This window comes from Mucilaginibacter sp. OK283 (assembly GCF_900110415.1).
In the GTDB taxonomy this organism is placed as follows: domain Bacteria; phylum Bacteroidota; class Bacteroidia; order Sphingobacteriales; family Sphingobacteriaceae; genus Mucilaginibacter.
This window is the reverse complement of record NZ_FODR01000005.1, coordinates 396,883-412,504: the sequence shown is the minus strand read 5'-3', so window position 1 is coordinate 412,504 and position 15,622 is coordinate 396,883. Positions and strand designations below refer to the sequence as shown.

The 15,622-nt window shown below is 42.1% G+C and carries 15 protein-coding genes; 8 read left to right on the top strand and 7 right to left on the bottom strand.

Annotated features, from left to right (window positions below):
• Window positions 1-54: 54 nt before the first annotated feature.
• On the bottom strand, window positions 55-1,113 hold the full coding sequence (locus BMX56_RS14695) for an alpha/beta hydrolase (protein WP_090649267.1): 1,059 nt from the start codon (window positions 1,111-1,113) through the stop codon (window positions 55-57).
• A gap of 174 nt (window positions 1,114-1,287) precedes the next feature.
• A complete protein-coding gene (locus tag BMX56_RS14690; protein WP_090649264.1) occupies window positions 1,288-1,884 on the bottom strand; it encodes a short chain dehydrogenase in 597 nt (198 codons plus the stop codon).
• Window positions 1,885-1,989: 105 nt separating this feature from the next.
• Between BMX56_RS14690 and BMX56_RS14685 the strand changes: the two genes are divergently transcribed.
• The 4 genes from BMX56_RS14685 (at window position 1,990) to BMX56_RS14670 (ending at window position 4,105) form a co-directional block, all read left to right on the top strand.
• Window positions 1,990-2,337 carry a winged helix-turn-helix transcriptional regulator gene (locus BMX56_RS14685; RefSeq protein WP_090649543.1) on the top strand — a complete coding sequence of 116 codons (348 nt, stop codon included), beginning with the start codon at window positions 1,990-1,992 and terminating at the stop codon, window positions 2,335-2,337.
• 110 nt (window positions 2,338-2,447) lie between these two features.
• Complete coding sequence (locus BMX56_RS14680) at window positions 2,448-3,023, top strand: Crp/Fnr family transcriptional regulator (protein ID WP_090649540.1); 576 nt, start codon at window positions 2,448-2,450, stop codon at window positions 3,021-3,023.
• Between the two features lie 46 nt (window positions 3,024-3,069).
• Entirely contained in the window at window positions 3,070-3,495 is a 426-nt protein-coding gene (locus BMX56_RS14675; RefSeq protein ID WP_090649261.1) for a tautomerase family protein, read from the top strand.
• Window positions 3,496-3,553: 58 nt separating this feature from the next.
• Window positions 3,554-4,105 carry a nuclear transport factor 2 family protein gene (locus BMX56_RS14670; RefSeq protein ID WP_090649257.1) on the top strand — a complete coding sequence of 184 codons (552 nt, stop codon included), beginning with the start codon at window positions 3,554-3,556 and terminating at the stop codon, window positions 4,103-4,105.
• Between the two features lie 55 nt (window positions 4,106-4,160).
• Here the strand turns inward: BMX56_RS14670 and BMX56_RS14665 are convergent, their stop codons facing one another.
• Entirely contained in the window at window positions 4,161-4,592 is a 432-nt protein-coding gene (locus BMX56_RS14665; protein ID WP_090649255.1) for a DUF1801 domain-containing protein, read from the bottom strand.
• Between the two features lie 277 nt (window positions 4,593-4,869).
• On the opposite strand from BMX56_RS14665, the gene BMX56_RS14660 reads away from it, so the two are divergent.
• From BMX56_RS14660 to BMX56_RS14650, 3 genes are all read left to right on the top strand, one after another.
• Complete coding sequence (locus tag BMX56_RS14660) at window positions 4,870-5,319, top strand: hypothetical protein (protein ID WP_090649252.1); 450 nt, start codon at window positions 4,870-4,872, stop codon at window positions 5,317-5,319.
• Window positions 5,320-5,506: 187 nt separating this feature from the next.
• The gene (locus BMX56_RS14655; RefSeq protein WP_090649249.1) at window positions 5,507-6,478 is read left to right on the top strand and encodes an aldo/keto reductase; all 972 of its coding nucleotides are present in this window, start codon (window positions 5,507-5,509) and stop codon (window positions 6,476-6,478) included.
• A 184-nt stretch (window positions 6,479-6,662) separates the two neighbouring features.
• On the top strand, window positions 6,663-7,466 hold the full coding sequence (locus BMX56_RS14650) for a helix-turn-helix domain-containing protein (protein WP_090649246.1): 804 nt from the start codon (window positions 6,663-6,665) through the stop codon (window positions 7,464-7,466).
• A 20-nt stretch (window positions 7,467-7,486) separates the two neighbouring features.
• Here the strand turns inward: BMX56_RS14650 and BMX56_RS14645 are convergent, their stop codons facing one another.
• The 4 genes from BMX56_RS14645 to BMX56_RS14630 form a co-directional block, all read right to left on the bottom strand.
• Window positions 7,487-9,883 carry a hypothetical protein gene (locus BMX56_RS14645; RefSeq protein ID WP_090649243.1) on the bottom strand — a complete coding sequence of 799 codons (2,397 nt, stop codon included), beginning with the start codon at window positions 9,881-9,883 and terminating at the stop codon, window positions 7,487-7,489.
• A gap of 14 nt (window positions 9,884-9,897) precedes the next feature.
• On the bottom strand, window positions 9,898-11,085 hold the full coding sequence (locus tag BMX56_RS14640) for a DUF4249 domain-containing protein (protein WP_090649240.1): 1,188 nt from the start codon (window positions 11,083-11,085) through the stop codon (window positions 9,898-9,900).
• A 67-nt stretch (window positions 11,086-11,152) separates the two neighbouring features.
• Entirely contained in the window at window positions 11,153-13,924 is a 2,772-nt protein-coding gene (locus BMX56_RS14635) for a TonB-dependent receptor (RefSeq protein WP_090649237.1), read from the bottom strand.
• Between the two features lies 1 nt (window position 13,925).
• Window positions 13,926-14,666: a hypothetical protein gene (locus tag BMX56_RS14630; RefSeq protein ID WP_090649234.1), complete on the bottom strand. Its 741-nt coding sequence runs from the start codon at window positions 14,664-14,666 to the stop codon at window positions 13,926-13,928.
• A 337-nt stretch (window positions 14,667-15,003) separates the two neighbouring features.
• On the opposite strand from BMX56_RS14630, the gene BMX56_RS14625 reads away from it, so the two are divergent.
• Entirely contained in the window at window positions 15,004-15,405 is a 402-nt protein-coding gene (locus BMX56_RS14625) for a protease inhibitor I42 family protein (protein WP_090649230.1), read from the top strand.
• The last annotated feature ends 217 nt before the right edge of the window (window positions 15,406-15,622 follow it).

Genomic DNA, 15,622 nt, shown 5'->3' with positions numbered 1-15,622 from the left:
AAACTTATCCTTTCATTAGCCGTTGGATTATGTTGTTAAACTGCAAACCTTAACCTACAACCATTTACTAAACCAATCCAGCGTCATTTTAAAATGTTCCGGCGTGGATGTATGAAAAAGCTTCGGCGTTACATCACGATTGATTTTATCCGTAGCTTTTTTAGAGACATAGGCCTGCATGGCCGATGCATAGGCGATGTTTGCACCGGGTAATGGGCAATTCGGGTCATTTTCGGTACCCACAATCAGCAGCGCTCGCGGCGCCATTAGCCGAAGCATGGAGGGGCAGTCAAATTCGCCGGTAATATTGGGCAGCAATTTATCCCATACGGCTTTTACGTTGCGTTTATTTAAAACAGAGTCGCCAAGATCTTTGGCAGCCTGCAAGTGAGCGCCCTGGATAGTACCGGCCCGCGCCTGCCATTTATCATTATCTAACGACCATTTGAAGCTTTGTACCGAAATATCCAGCACAATTACTTTTATCCGCGTATCAGCCGATGCAGCAAGCCACGTTTCGATGCCGCCCATAGATATACCGCCCATGCCAATACGGTTTGCATCAACATCTGGCCGGCTCGCCAGGTAATCGGTTACCCGCCAAAGGTCAAAAGCGGTATCAAACAAAAACGGGTGGGTTTGGCGGGCCTTGTCCTTATTTTTCCAGGCCGCGGTGGCGGCTGCTACATATTCTGTTGAGCCGTGTGCGCCGCCGGCAATACGTTCGCCATGAAAGCGGGCGTCAATGGCCACGCCCATGATCCCGCGTTTGGCCAATTGGTACAATATTTTTTTGTTATCCTCTTTCCGCCCGCCCGTGCCATGTAAAAAAATAACCGCCGGGTACGGTCCGGTTCCGGTAACCGGCTTGTAAATAAGCATGGGTACCCTTTCATTTTTTTCGCTGTAAATAAAACCATGCTCAATTATAACCGAATCTGTTTTGGTTACCTCAAAAGCGGGATTTAACGGAACACGTGGCCTTTCAAGCAGCTTTTTAAAATCGGCTGCCACCTTATCAGCAGGCGGATAATTTATTTGCTGGGCGAATGAAGCAAGTGAGCACAACCACAACACAATGGCTGGGTAAAGTATCCTGGTTTTAAACAACATAATGAAACTGGTTTATGGGCACAATGTATAAAACATAGCGCTTAATATTTGTAACAATACCATTAGGTGTGTATCTCAGGGATAGCAATTTTGCACAGATGCGTTCGGCCCGGGGCTGATATTTCAGCCAGCCGCGGGCCAAATGCATTTATTCATAAACAACACTACCGCCCATTACAATACTTTATAAACCTGCCCCGTTTGGCTGCCCAGCACGCTTTTTAGGTACGCCTGCGTTACCCGGTGCATGCTCACCGGGATATGCCCATGAAAATATGGGAAATAGGCCGGCGATTCTTCTACCACATCGGGTGCCACAGCATTTATGCGTACGTTGTTTTCAAGCTCAACCGCTGCTCCGCGCACAAAACCGTTGATAGCGCCGTTCATCGCGCTTAAATTAGCCCCTAACACAATCGGATCCTCGGCCAACGAGCCCGAAGTTAAAGTAAACGACCCTTTTGGGTTGATGTAGTGCTGCCCTATCAATACCAGGTTAACCTGCCCCATCAGTTTGCTGTTAACTCCAATCCTGAAATCGGCATCCTTCATACTGCCCAAAGGCCCAAAATGGCCGTCGCCGCTTGCGCAAACCAGGGCATCAAACTTGCCTGCCTGTTTGTAAAAGTTTTCTATCGATTCAGGCGAAGAGATATCCACCTGCAAGTCGCCGCTTTTTGATCCGGCCTTTATCACTTCATTGTCCTTTTGCAATGCTTCGGTAATGTGTTTTCCAATTGTGCCTGTGGCACCTACAATAATTATTTTCATAATAGCTTTCTTTTTTCAACAATATTAAGCCAATACTTTACTTTTGTCAAGTAATGGCACAGTTGTCAAGTATTGACAAATTTGTCACTAATGTTAAATACCAATATGTTAACAGCAGAAATAAATAAAAAATATATCGACCCGGTTTGCGATTGCCCCATAACGGCAGCCATTGGCATTGTTGGCGGCAAGTGGAAACCCGTTATCATCTGGATTTTGATAACCGGCCCCAAGCGGTTTGGCGAGCTACATAAAATAATACCAGGCATAGCGTTGAAAGTTTTATCGAGACATTTAAAAGAACTGGAAGCCGATGGTATTATAAGCCGTAAAGTATATGCCCAGGTGCCACCGAAGGTAGAGTACACGCTTACCGAAAAAGGACAGTCGCTAAATGATGTTATGCAGTCGCTGGCCGATTGGGGCCGCAAAAACATTGTGGTAGCGGAATAATCCCGTTGATAACATTTGCACCATACCACAGCCATATTTTATAATAGTTGGAGGATGTTAACGCAGCAAAACTAAACTTACCTTTAAATCATCCCACAAATAGCCGTAAAATGGAACAGTTGGCAGTTTTATTTAACCAAAAATTAGGAATGGATATCCATCATTGGGAAACATTTTGTGCCCTGCTGAAAACAAAAGACTTAAAGAAAAAGGAGCATTTGATCAGCGAAGGTTCGGTATGTAATTTTATTGGTTTTGTATCGTCCGGAACACTTAGATCATATGTGCGGAATAATGAAGAGGAATTTAACAATGATTTTTATTTTGATAATGATTTTGTAAGTGCCTATACCAGCTTTTTAACCCAAACAGCCACCAATTGCAATATCGAAGCCCTAACTGACTGCACCATCCATTATATCAGTTACCAAAAGCTAAATAACCTTATTGCGCAGGATAGCGCTTTTCTTAAGCTCAGCAAATATATTTCTGATACATACTTTATCAGGAAATGTAAGCGGGAAACATCGTTTTTAAAGTATTCGGCATCACAGCGACTGGAAAATCTGAACTCACTTTATCCGGGGATAGAACAGCGGGTTTCGCAATACCATATCGCGTCTTATTTAGGTGTTAAACCCGAATCACTCAGCCGCATCAAACTCTTAACATATATCAATAAATAAGGTATACTTTAAACTGAACTTCGTACTTCATTAATCACATTGAAGTATGCCAATAATCAATTTAAAAGTAAGCGGCCCCGAAGATCCTGCTTTAGCCCAACAGCTTGCAACTGAGATCAGCAGAATCACAAAAGATGTTTTAAATAAAAAGCCTGAGGTTACGGCAGTCGTCGTATCGTTTGTTCCGGATTATCTCTGGTTTATCAATTCCTTGTCCCTGGCCGAATTACAGGCAAAAAGCTTTCATCTCGACATCAAAATTACCGACTCATCCAACCTTAAAATTGAGAAGGCCAATTATATTGATGCTATACATATTGCCTTAACTACGCTTCTTGGCAATATCCACCCGGCAAGTTACACCGCCATCCAGGAAATGAAAGCAGATGCATACGGCTACAACGGCACAACTATGGAGTATAACTACATCACTAATCAAACAAAACCTAACACAGTTAGCCCAGGCGTTTAACGCCGTATCTCTTTCGCCTGTGTTTGTCACCTTCATAAATCTTATAAAATCAGCCATAATGAAAACCATAAAACTCATCTTGTTAATACTATTAATAACCATACAGCAATCACACGCTCAATGCACCACAGCCAATAAAAAAGAAATAAGTACCCTTATAAACACCTACATAAAAAGCGTAATTGAAAAGGATTCCACAGCATTTTACAATTTGTTCAACGATGGCCCTGTTACCTGGTGTGCCGCCCTTAAAGACGGGTCGCAAGCCAAAGAAATAGAGCGGAAGGGAGCAAAAAATGCAGGCAGTAATTATTTTTCGGGAAGCTACAAAGGCTTTTTCAGATCATTGTTCAGCTATAAAACAACCGAAGACAAGTTTGATAATATTCAAATTATTGAAGATGGAACAGTTGCATCCGTAACTTTGGATTATAGTTTTTGGGCCGATAATAAAATGACCAACTGGGGCAACAAATACCTGGGCCTGATAAAAAGAGATGGAAAATGGAAGATCACCAGTGTTATTTACTCCCTGGAACTCATTGAATACTTTAAGCAGCCAGCACTAAAAGAACGGCAAAAGCTTACGGTGCCGGGTGCTACACAATAAATTCCAGCCGGGATACCAAAGCATCAAACTTGCAGATAATACCCCGATTTAAAATTTAACTTTCACTTGTAGCTGCAACGCCATATTGAATTGCAGCTGCAAGTACATCAAGGTTTATATTTTTTACTGTTTTAAACTTAATACAATAACCGGTTACGCTGGCCTTGCCCAATGTTTTTCCAAACGTTTGTGCTAAGTATGTTTTATCCTTAATGCCGAGGATGTAAACAGATATTCCGGTTGTGTTTGCGCTCAGGCCAACCTGATAAAATTCCCTGGTTTTGCCATCGGCATATTTAATAGTGTAAGATCCATAGCCTATATTAGGATTTGAAACGGTTTTATTTTCACTGTCTTTACCATCAAGAAACCATAGTTTACTTCCTGGTAACACCTGGAGTATAAAATCATGCAACTCCTGCATTTCAACACGTTTTGGTTCGGGCTGGCTGGCGATATACGCTTTGATTTGTTCTTGTACGTTCATATCAAATATTGAATTATGGGTTAATTAATCCTGTTTTTCAAAAGCTCGCTTTGTTTTTGGTCATTCAGCAATTCGCCTCTTTTACGTTTTTTCGAAAGTGCCTTGTTCTTTGCTTTGATCCACCATTCAAATTTCCAGCTGGTAAAAACCACCAGCCTGCAAGCCTTATATTTTTTAAAAACTTTCGTTTATTCAGGCAGACTAAAAAGGTAAAATAGCTTAAATTGCGTTAACAGATTTATATCAGATCGCTATAAACCAAAGCTAAGCTTAACACATGGGAAATTCTGAAAAAAATACAGAGTCATTTGTTCACACAGTTATCCGCACAATTATTACTACAACAATAATTGCTGCCATTTTATATGGGGTGCACGTATTTCCATCAAGCGGAAAAAGCAAACTTGTGTTGTTTGAAATGATTTGGTCGGCAGTTTTTTGTATTGTTTTTTGCGGGCACTGGCTGGAATTGTTATTCATCAACCGCATAAAATTCTACTTACCCCAAAATATGCTATCGCTGTATTTTATAAGAATTGTTTACTGGTTTTTATGTGCTATGCCCCTATTTTTCGCAGCGAATTTAATTGCTGATTTATTTTCTCCCCAAACGGCGCAGATGGGCCGCTGGTGGATGCTTGGCTTTTTTTATATCGGCATTCAACTGCTGATGCATGCCATTATGCAGGTAAGGTTTAAAAAGAGCTTTTATAACGGAGTTTACTGAAGGTCTTTATACGCATAAGTTACCCGATAAAACCAGCAACCAAGCTTGCGGCACTATGTCCTGGCTAAGTCAGTAAAATAAACACCTCGGGTAATTGAGCCACACAGACAAGTAAATTGAGCCGTAAAAGACACCGGGCATAGGGTATAAAGCTGATCTTTGTATCGTTAAAAGATAAATATCAGCTATGAAAAACATAACAAAAATAAACCTTGGCAACAATGGGCCATTGGTTTCTAAACTCGGATTAGGCTGCATGCGCATGTCGTCGGTTTGGGGCGGACCGGTGAATGACGAAAGTGAGAGTATTGCAACCATTCAGGCGGCATTAGATAACGGGATTAATTTCCTGAATACAGGCGATTTTTATGGAAGTGGCCATAACGAGCTGCTGGTAGGCAAAGCCATCAAAGGACGAAGGGACGACGCATTCATCAGCGTTAAATTTGGCGCTATTTTCTATAACGGCCAATGGATAGGGTTGGATTTGCGTCCCGCAGCCATCAAAAACTTCATCAACTATTCGCTGGTGCGCTTAGGGATAGATACTATCGACCTTTATCAGCCCTGCAGGCTTGATAACAGCGTTCCGGTAGAGGATGTGATAGGCACCGTAGCCGACATGATTAAAGAAGGGAAGGTGCGACACCTCGGCGTTTCTGAAATAACTGCCGAACAGTTGCGCAAGGCCCACAGTGTACACCCTGTAACGGCGCTGGAAATAGGTTATTCATTAGCTGACCGCCAGATAGAAACCGACTTGCTGCCTGCAGCGAAAGAACTGGGCATTGGCATAGTAGCTTTTGCCAACACCGCCGAAGGTTTGCTTACCGGTGACATGAAGGCACCGCTGGCGGCCAATGATTATCACAGCCACTTCTCGCGTTTTCAGGGCGATAACCTGGTAAAAAACCTGGAGAAGGTAGAGGTATTGAAAACAATGGCTAAAGAAAAAGGGGCCACTCCTACCCAACTGGCGATAGCCTGGGTGAATGCGCAGGGTGATGACATTATGCCATTGGTAAGCATGAGCCGCAGGACCCGCCTGCCGGAGAATATGCAGGCCATGGAAATTGAATTTACCCCCGGCGAGATGAATACACTTAACACGCAATTTGCTCCCGGTGCTATACTTGGAGGCACATATCTGCAGCGATAAGGTTTTGCTGTACAATTAGTTAAAATGGAAGATTGAAATATCGAACACTGAATGTCGAATATCGAATAATGAGGAAAAACTTCAGTGTTGGATATTCGACATTCAGTGTTGGATATTATTTCCCCTTTATTTTTTGCTTGCTGCGCTTTGGCCATAAGCCCCACTTGTTTTATATCTTTACGTCGTGACAAATCCAACCGAAATAATACCAGGAGTAATATTTTATTCCTATCTCTCTACCCGGCAAAAGCATAGGGTGGGCTTTATGTCGCATCATACCCTGGTATTGCAGGTTTCCGGCCAGTTTACTTTAGAAACCTCGGGCCAAAAAATTTCGATGAAAAGGGGCGAGATGTTGCTGATAGGCAAAAATCAACTGGGGCAAATCACCAAAACGCCTCTGCCTGATGAGGATTACGAAACCATCGTGATTTCGTTGCAGGAAGACCTGCTCAGGAAGATAGCGCTGGACGAGCATATAGATATACAGCATAAATACACTGGCCCTCCCAATATTCTTATTCCCGCAAACGATTTTCTGCAAGGTTATTTTCAGTCTGTAATACCTTATGTACGTAATCCGGCAGAAAAACTGACGACTGACCTGGGTATTTTAAAAGTAAATGAGGGTGTAAAGCTGCTGCTGCATATTATGCCCGAGCTCAGGAACTTTCTGTTCGACTTTTCCGAACCTTATAAGATTGACCTGGAAAAATTCATGCTTCGCAATTTTCATTTCAATCTCCCCGTCGAAAAATTTGCGCAACTCACGGGGCGAAGCCTTGCCGGGTTTAAGCGCGACTTCCAAAAAACATTCGGCATGGCGCCCAGGCACTGGCTGCAAGAAAAAAGGCTGACGGAAGCCCGCCATCTTATAGAAACCAAAAACAAAAGACCATCCGCCATTTACCTCGACCTGGGTTTTGAAAGCCTCTCTCACTTCTCGCATTCTTTCAAGAAAAAGTTTGGCAAGGCGCCTACGGGGTAGCAACCAGCCCTGAAATCTTCTTACTTTATCTGTGATGAATAGTTTGGTTTCACTTCAAAACTAAAGGTTTGGCTGCCCGCCTCGCCGCTTTGGGTTATCCCTTGTATTACGCCAACATAAGTACCGGGTTGATCGGATGTATAAAATGACAATTGTTGCATACCATCGGCACCTGTATTTACAGATGGTGACCAGTAAAGTACATTCCTGAAATCGGGCATGTGGCTGGCAGCCTGCGCCTCGGTATCATAGGTCGGCGAGTAAAACCGGCGCTCCTGCTGCAACCCTTCATAATCGAGTACCACAGCATGCGGATCTATTTCGGCACCGCCAAGGTCGCCTTTGTAGCTGGTAAAACTAAATATCCCGTGCTCATATGATGGCCCCAGCGAGTAGTTATACGGTACATCCTCCAGTTTACGAATTTTAAGCGGATCAACCTTAAATACTTTATTCATATCAAAAAAAGGTACGCCATCTATCAGCATCATTGGGTCATCATCGGCCAGGAAACCTATGCCAATACCGGTAACCACTTTTACATGAAATTGGTTGCCGGTATGAAAAACGTTTGCCTCCCTGATGTATTCGCGCATTACTTCCTCCATCGTTGTAAAACGGGTATAGTTATCCAACAGGTAAGTTTTGTAGGGCGTGCCATAAAATGCCGTGGTATCCGGGTGCGAATCGGCGAACTGCCTCATTTTTACGCCATTATAAATATTTTGCACCTGCATGGCTAATGCTGCATCTTCAAAAGTTGTTTGAAGGCCTGGTGTAACGTCAAAATGCGGCGTTGCCGCTTTAGCAAATTGGTCAGAGAATGGTGTCAATACATCTATCCGGTAATTGGTATCAACAACTGTATTGGTTTCAACAACAATTTCATTTGGCCCGTAAAAGTTACGCATGTTAAATACCAGTTTACCACGTGCATCACTTTTAGCGGCATATAGCTGGATATGTTTACCAGGTATGCCCAGGTAGGCCTGGATATCTTTTTCGGGTTGGTTATTCAATTTATTAACCAGGGTAGCAGTAATAACCGGGCCATTTAACTCGGGTAAAAAATTAAAAGCCGGTGTTTTTTTATTTAACACATCGTCCCAGGCAAAACTTCGCCAGCCCTGGGTAAGCATCAGGTTGTCTGCAGCATAGGTAACTGCCGCGTTTTGATCATTAAAATAATACCCCGGCGATTCAACCTCTCCCCTCAAATCAGATTTTAGCCATAAGTAACTCAGGATATCTTCCTGTTGGTTGTGCTGCAACGAATCTATCCTGTAAACAGATACCGACAGGCTGGCTGCAACCGGCTTTTTATCGGCACCTTGCGCAGTTAAAGCAACATCAGCTTTTTTACGTATAGCGTACTGTGCAGCGCTTGCACTGGCGCCGATAGATAGTTTTTTTGTTGGGCGTTTAAAATAAAGACGTTCGCAAACCGGCTTTTTATCGGCGCTAAAAACTGTTATTTGTGATATTCCTTCACCAAGCCTGCCTTTATCTACAATAAAATTGGCTATACCGTTGTTTACAGCAGATGATTGCACTGCTTTAACCACCTGATGGCTTTGAGCAAAAAGAAAAACGTTGCCATCAGGCAGGTTTGTATTAACACTAACTGAAAGCTGGCCGCTGCCATTATCTTTTAAACTCATTACATAGCCTTTATCGCTTATGGCCGGCATATCCTTTTGTATTACTTTCCCTTCAATTTTAATTAGGGCACGGTAGGTAGCATTAATTTGAGGCTTAAAAACAAACCGTCCGATTCCGAATTTCAAAGGCTCAAACCTGGCTACCGTATCATTGTTCTGATTAACAATGGCCCCCCTAAAATTTACGCCTTTACCAAATTGATCGGCAGCTTTTACCCCTACTATACTTTCCATACCACTAACCAGGTGGCCACCTTCAGGAAAAAACTGGATATCATAGACCGCTAATTGGGCTTTCTCTGCCTTTTCGGGGCTTTTCAGCGGGTTTATAATGACCACCTTTTTTGAAAAATAATAATCAGGGCTAAAGTTTTTCATCCAGCCGGTATAAGCCCGCAATTCAAAGTTACCCGTTGGTAAATTAACCGGGATATACAATGAACCGCTTCCGCCACCATCCTTCATGGCAATTTTTGTTTGTAAAACCGGCGTTTGCCTATCATCAAGTACTTCAACATATACCACCTTACTTAACCCAATGGGTTTCATAAAAATACCATCCACATTAAATACTTTAAACCAAAGCACTTCTCCTGCGGTGTAGCCGTTTTTATCGGTATGTACAAATAACTTTTCCTGCAGCGCGTTTGATGTGTAATCATTAAAATTGGCCTGCACTTCGGGTAATACCTGCCCAAACAACCTGGTTATCGACATGATCGCTATTGCGAAAAAAATACTGGTAATTTTTTTCATGGTTTGGTGTTGTTTTATTTCCAAAATGATGGTTTTTTATTGGTGCCCCGCAAGGTACAATCAACACAAATAGGTGCTGATGCGGTGTAACCTCCTGGCGCATAATCAACCGATAATGTTATACCCGAATAAATAAGATTGTATACTTCATTAATATATATTGGAGGGATATTTGGAATGGTGCTTGTTACCTTACGGGCATAAAGCAATGTATCTAAATGGCAGCTGCCGTAAGGAGTTTCGGCCACCCAATTTGCCGGCAGGCTTGTTTTATCAACAAAAATTCGTTTTTGGGTTACTTGTCCTACGGTAACAAAACCGATAACAGGCTCGTTAGGGTTGCTGATACAATGTAAATTGCCTGTTAGCTCTGATGGTTGCGGGTCAAAAATTCCGCCAATCTGTTCTGTATTTTTCTTCAACAACTCAAAATAGTTATATGCATCAGACGTAATTGCATACTGTTTTACAAGCATGCTATACCTGAATCTAAGTTTTTCTGAGTTAGCGAGAATCAACGCCAGTGGTGCGTTACTTACTTTATCAGCTGAAAGTTTGGCCGTTGTAGTGGTAATTATAGTGTTGGAGGTGTCACTTATCCAACAATTATATATTTTTTGTGCGGGAGTCCGGACATACTGAAAATCGGGCGGGGGCGCCGTTGGGTTTTGAACCACTGTAATTAATGATTCAAACGCGCTTTGAATCTGGTAGGTTTCTGTATATTCCCATCTGTAATATTTGCTATTATTAGTTGCATCATGTGTATCAACCCCAATTTGCAAGCCAACATTGGTTATGGCAGTCCTCACACTGTCAATTGTCGGCGAGTTTTTTACCGGTACAAAATCCGAAGCATATTTCCCACCGTTTACCGTGGTGATTTTTAGGCTGTATTTTTCGGCAGCAGACAAGTTTAACGGTGCCGACACATAAGTTCCGTTACCTTTACCAATCAATTTGTAAATTGCTCCGCCTGCGCTTTCAACAGTAACTACAGCCCCCAATTCGGGGTTGGCTTTTGCGTTACTATCCAGGTTTACCGTACGGCGTAATGTTATGGTGGTTGAATCGCCCAATGCGATATTGCCATCAACTACCAAATAGCTGGTTACTTTGGCCGAGGGAGCAATGGTGATTTGCTTTTTACAAGCCGTTGCTCCCATTAATACTACTAATAATATATTTAGTATCCTTTTCATCGTATTAATCCCTCAATAGCATTGTTAAATAAATCAACCTCGCTGTCATTTGTCCTTCTCATCAACATTAAAACCTTATATTATAATTTATAAACGGTATCGGCCTGGCAAAAATGGATAGCTGGTACGAGTTAATTACCCCGCCCTGTTGCTGAAAAAATGTTGAATATGCATTTTGCCTTCCTGTTAAATTGTACACCCCTACCGTCCATGAATTATGGAAGGTTTGGTGTATTTTATGGTTACCATCTATATTGATAGAAAAATCGGACCTGAAATAGTCCGGTATCCTGTATTCGTTTCGTCCGGAATAAAATACACGCTCGGCGCCGTTTGAATAATATTTGGCAATGGGCAACGTGATAGGCCTGCCGGTGCTATAGGTAACATCCAGCGAAACGCTATACCTGTGGGTTATTCGGTAATTACCGGTAAAATTAAAGCTGTGCGGTTTATCGTAATTTGCCGGGTAGTATGCCCCGCCGTTTATCAGCTGGCCTGCAATGGCATCGTCCTGCTTTAAAAATGTGCGCGAGTAAGTATAATTAACCCAGCCGTTTAACTTGCCGGTAGTTTTACGAACAGATAACTCAACACCGTAGGCCTTGCCCTGGGTATTTAAAACTTCCTGCTCAATGGCATGGCTCATTACCAGTTTTGCCCCGCTTTTATAATCCAGGTAATTATCGATGTGTTTGTAATAAACCTCTACCGAAGTTTCGATGGTGTTTTGTTGCGCGTTTTTAAATATACCAAAAGATACCTGGCTGCCATACTGTGGTTTGATGTTGGGGTCGCTTAGCTTGTAAATATCAATTGGCGATATAGCGGTGGTGTTTGAAAGCTGGTGAATATACTGCGCAAGCGTATTATAACTGGCCTTTAACGACAAATCATCCTGGATATTGTAACGGGCAGAAACCCTTATTTCGGGTCGGGAATAAGTTTTTATTACTTTGCCGCCGCCATAGTTGGTGCTATCAACAACGTTCTGCGGGGTACGCGGTAATCCGGGCGCATAATTACGTGCAGTTTGCGCGCCAAGGTAGTTAAACAGCGAATACCTGACACCTGCACTAATGGTAAAATCGGGCGTAATGTCTATTTTATCGCCCAGGTATAAGGCGCTTTCCAGGGCCTGCTCATCCGCTACCTTATCGGGTATTATTAACGAGGATGAACTATTGGGCGTTTCGCTCCCCGGGTTTAGCTTATAATAAATAGAACTTAAACCAAAATTAAGGGTATTGTTGCGGTTAAGGTAGTAGGTAAAATCAGCTTTAAAATTGGTTTGATTAATACCAAATTTAAGTTTGTAGGCATTAACAGGGTTTGCTGTACTGGCAATATCATATTTATAGCCATCGTAACCAACGCTTAACAAGCTGTATAACTTACTGCTAAAATTATGCTTCCATTTAATGTTGGCGTTCTTGTTGCTGTAGTTATAAGTGGTATCGCTGTTTAACCTGAAATTGTCGTTGCTTAAATAGGTAGTAATATAAATGTTATTATCCTTATTAACCTGGTGACTTAAATCGAGGTTAAAATCATAAAACGATGCATGGCTGTGTTTGTACTCCGCCGGCAATAATTTTAGTAACCAATCTGAATAGCTGGTACGGCCGCCAAAAATGAACGACGTTTTATCCTTCACAATAGGCCCTTCAACATTAAGCCTGCTGGTAAGCAGGCCTATACCTGCCGAACCTGTAAAGTTCTTTTTATTGCCCTCACGGTCGGTAACTTCCAATACCGATGATAAACGCCCGCCAAATTTTTCGGGGATGGTACTTTTGTACAACTCAATCCCTTTTACAATATCGGGGTTAAAGGCCGAGAAGAAACCAAAAAAATGGGCGGGGTTATAAATCGTTTTATCATCAAGCAGTATCAGGTTTTGATCTGCAGCTCCCCCTCTTACGTTAAACCCGGTTGTGGCTTCGCCAACAGTTTGTACACCGGGCAAGGTTAATACAATGCGCAAAACATCGGCCTCGCCAAAAACAGCGGGCACCTGTTTTATACTTTTAATATCCAGCCTGCTTACAGCCATTTCGGTACTGCGTACATTAGCCACTTTATCTGCCGATATTTTTACTTCTTTTAACGTGGTAACCTGGTCCTGAAGTTCAATATTCAATTGACCATCGGTATAAAGCATAATTTGTCGGCGCGCATCTTTCATCCCTATCCCTTTAACTATCAGCAATTGTTTGCCGCGCGGCAGCGCCAGCGTAAAATAACCAAACTGGTCTGTTGTAACCCCAATGCTGGTATTGCTTACATAAATACTTGCGCCTGCAATAGGCACGCCCGATTTGGCACTTTTTACATAGCCTGATAAAGCTGCTTTGCCGGGTTTTAACTCGTTGCTTTTTATACCAATCTCATACAGTTTGTTTTCGATGGTTGATTCAATTACCGTTTTTTTAACGGGCGCCGTTGTAAAATCAATTACAGGCGATGGCGTAACCGGCTTACTTTGCCCCGGTTTTACATTAAAATAACCTTCGGCCGGTTGCGTACGGATCTCTTTGCCAAGCGTTAAAAAAACCTGCATTTTTGATGAAACTATAGCATATTGAAAGGCAGAGTTATGAAAAGCCTGCCTAAGCACCGCTTCCAGCGGCTGGTTATTTACCTGCAGCGTTATTTTCAAGCTATCAAACTGGGTACGGTCGTAATAAAACCGGTAACCTGTTTTGGCCTCAAGGTCGCCGGCAAACTGATCAATATCGGCCTGTTGAAAATTAACACTGATGCTTTTTGAAGTAACCTGTGCATGCAATAGTTTAACCGCCAATAAAAGAATAATAGCCAGGTAAAATTTTTTCATATTATTGGGTTATACTATCATAATAAGCCGTTACTGAAGTCAGCGCCAGTTCGGGCAGGTCAACAAACTGTAAGTGCTTGTCTTTTATATATTGCTTAAGTTCCTTCTTCTTGTCGGCAAACAGGTCGAGTACCGAACTTTGGTTGCTCACTTTATGATAAACAGACCCTTTTTTGATGTAATAATCGGGCGCCTCCTTAAAGGGCACAAAAAACCGCTCCCTGCCGTTGCTGCCCGATGTAGATTTGAGCAATTTTTCGGTCCTTTTTATTACTTGCGATTTGCCGCCATAAAGCTGTTCGTAAAAACCGGCCTTTATGCCGCCATTACTATTAGGCACCCTAACAAAATGCCGTTGGTGTAAATCAAAATCGGAAACTTTATCGGCTATTAAAGCAATTGGCGAAGCGTGATTGTACAGCAGTACCACCAGTTGATCGGTGTACAGGTCATAGATCATAGATACATTTTCAAAGTTTTGCCCATCATATTCAACCGAGCCTGGCCGCCAGGCATCAATATCATCAAGGTAAGGGCTACCTTTAATAGATGAGTCATAAGAGTCATAAACCAGGCCGTTATACAACCGGGATTGCTCACCGACGCCCTGGTAAAACCGGTTTGTTGTATTGGTTAGCGCGGCCTCATAAGCCGAACTATCTGAAGATTGTGCAGATACGGTTTTATACAACAGGGCAACAACAAAACAAAGTATTATTTTAGTTGGATAATGGACAGGCATCGGTTAATATTTATTCAGTAATTAAACCATTTTTAACCGTAAAACCAAATTTTTATTAATTTGACAGCTGCTTAAGTGTAATATAATAAATTTGTTACAGTATTTAATATCATATTAACAATTCGATACTTAACGTTTTTATTAGTTATGCAACCAAGGGTCGAAAAAAATACCGTCTGTTTGTTTTGTCCGGGTCTGCAGCTGGTATTTTCAAGCTTAATTTTTGTTCTTAATAGGTATTGACTGTAGCGTTTAGTATCGTAACAACGTATATATGATATATAATGGTTATTAATATAATGTGCTTACATTTATAAACTAACAAACTAAACTTATCATGAAATTAATTTACAACTTTACATGTATCATAGCTTGTATGGCTATAATGGCTTGCCATAAGGATAAAAACATGGGAGATAAAGGTATTGTTAAGCAACTAACTACGGCCGATGCAGGCAGCAAAGCCTCGGTTTCCATAGGGCAAACCATTTCGTTAACCTTAGGCAACCCCGGCGATGGCGGTTACCAGTTTAACACGCCACAGTACAACGCTTCGGTATTAACATTGGTGAGCCATCAGGAACATGTAGGTGTACACCCAGGCCTAATAGGCGATTTTGGTAAGGATATCTGGACGTTTACCGCAAAAGGAAGCGGCACAACTACGCTCGAAGTAACCGCCCACCGTGCCAGTACCGAGACTATATCAATGTTTACTAACCAGATCGTCGTAAAATAAAAATCATCAAAACAATGTTGGCTGGTATCCCAATTAAGTTAAGGAATTAAGGATGGCTTCATATCGAACACCGAATGTCCCAATATCGAATAATGAAGAAAAACTTCGGTGTTGGAAATTCGAAATTCAGTGTTCGATATTATTCGCCCTTCTATTTTCTTAACCTAACATATCCCTCATGCGGGTATTTTCAATTACCTGTTACGGGTGTATTGCA

Excerpts from the sequence above, each read along its gene's own strand:
- BMX56_RS14685 (WP_090649543.1), top strand. The coding sequence starts at position 1,990 with ATGTTAACAGCAGAAATAAATAAAAAATATATCGACCCGGTTTGCGAT.
- BMX56_RS14680 (WP_090649540.1), top strand. The coding sequence starts at position 2,448 with ATGGAACAGTTGGCAGTTTTATTTAACCAAAAATTAGGAATGGATATC.
- BMX56_RS14675 (WP_090649261.1), top strand. The coding sequence starts at position 3,070 with ATGCCAATAATCAATTTAAAAGTAAGCGGCCCCGAAGATCCTGCTTTA.
- BMX56_RS14670 (WP_090649257.1), top strand. The coding sequence starts at position 3,554 with ATGAAAACCATAAAACTCATCTTGTTAATACTATTAATAACCATACAG.
- BMX56_RS14695 (WP_090649267.1), bottom strand. The coding sequence starts at position 1,113 with ATGTTGTTTAAAACCAGGATACTTTACCCAGCCATTGTGTTGTGGTTG.
- BMX56_RS14635 (WP_090649237.1), bottom strand. The coding sequence starts at position 13,924 with ATGAAAAAATTTTACCTGGCTATTATTCTTTTATTGGCGGTTAAACTA.
- BMX56_RS14630 (WP_090649234.1), bottom strand. The coding sequence starts at position 14,666 with ATGCCTGTCCATTATCCAACTAAAATAATACTTTGTTTTGTTGTTGCC.
- BMX56_RS14645 (WP_090649243.1), bottom strand. The coding sequence starts at position 9,883 with ATGAAAAAAATTACCAGTATTTTTTTCGCAATAGCGATCATGTCGATA.
- BMX56_RS14640 (WP_090649240.1), bottom strand. The coding sequence starts at position 11,085 with ATGAAAAGGATACTAAATATATTATTAGTAGTATTAATGGGAGCAACG.
- BMX56_RS14660 (WP_090649252.1), top strand. The coding sequence starts at position 4,870 with ATGGGAAATTCTGAAAAAAATACAGAGTCATTTGTTCACACAGTTATC.
- BMX56_RS14625 (WP_090649230.1), top strand. The coding sequence starts at position 15,004 with ATGAAATTAATTTACAACTTTACATGTATCATAGCTTGTATGGCTATA.
- BMX56_RS14665 (WP_090649255.1), bottom strand. The coding sequence starts at position 4,592 with ATGAACGTACAAGAACAAATCAAAGCGTATATCGCCAGCCAGCCCGAA.
- BMX56_RS14655 (WP_090649249.1), top strand. The coding sequence starts at position 5,507 with ATGAAAAACATAACAAAAATAAACCTTGGCAACAATGGGCCATTGGTT.
- BMX56_RS14690 (WP_090649264.1), bottom strand. The coding sequence starts at position 1,884 with ATGAAAATAATTATTGTAGGTGCCACAGGCACAATTGGAAAACACATT.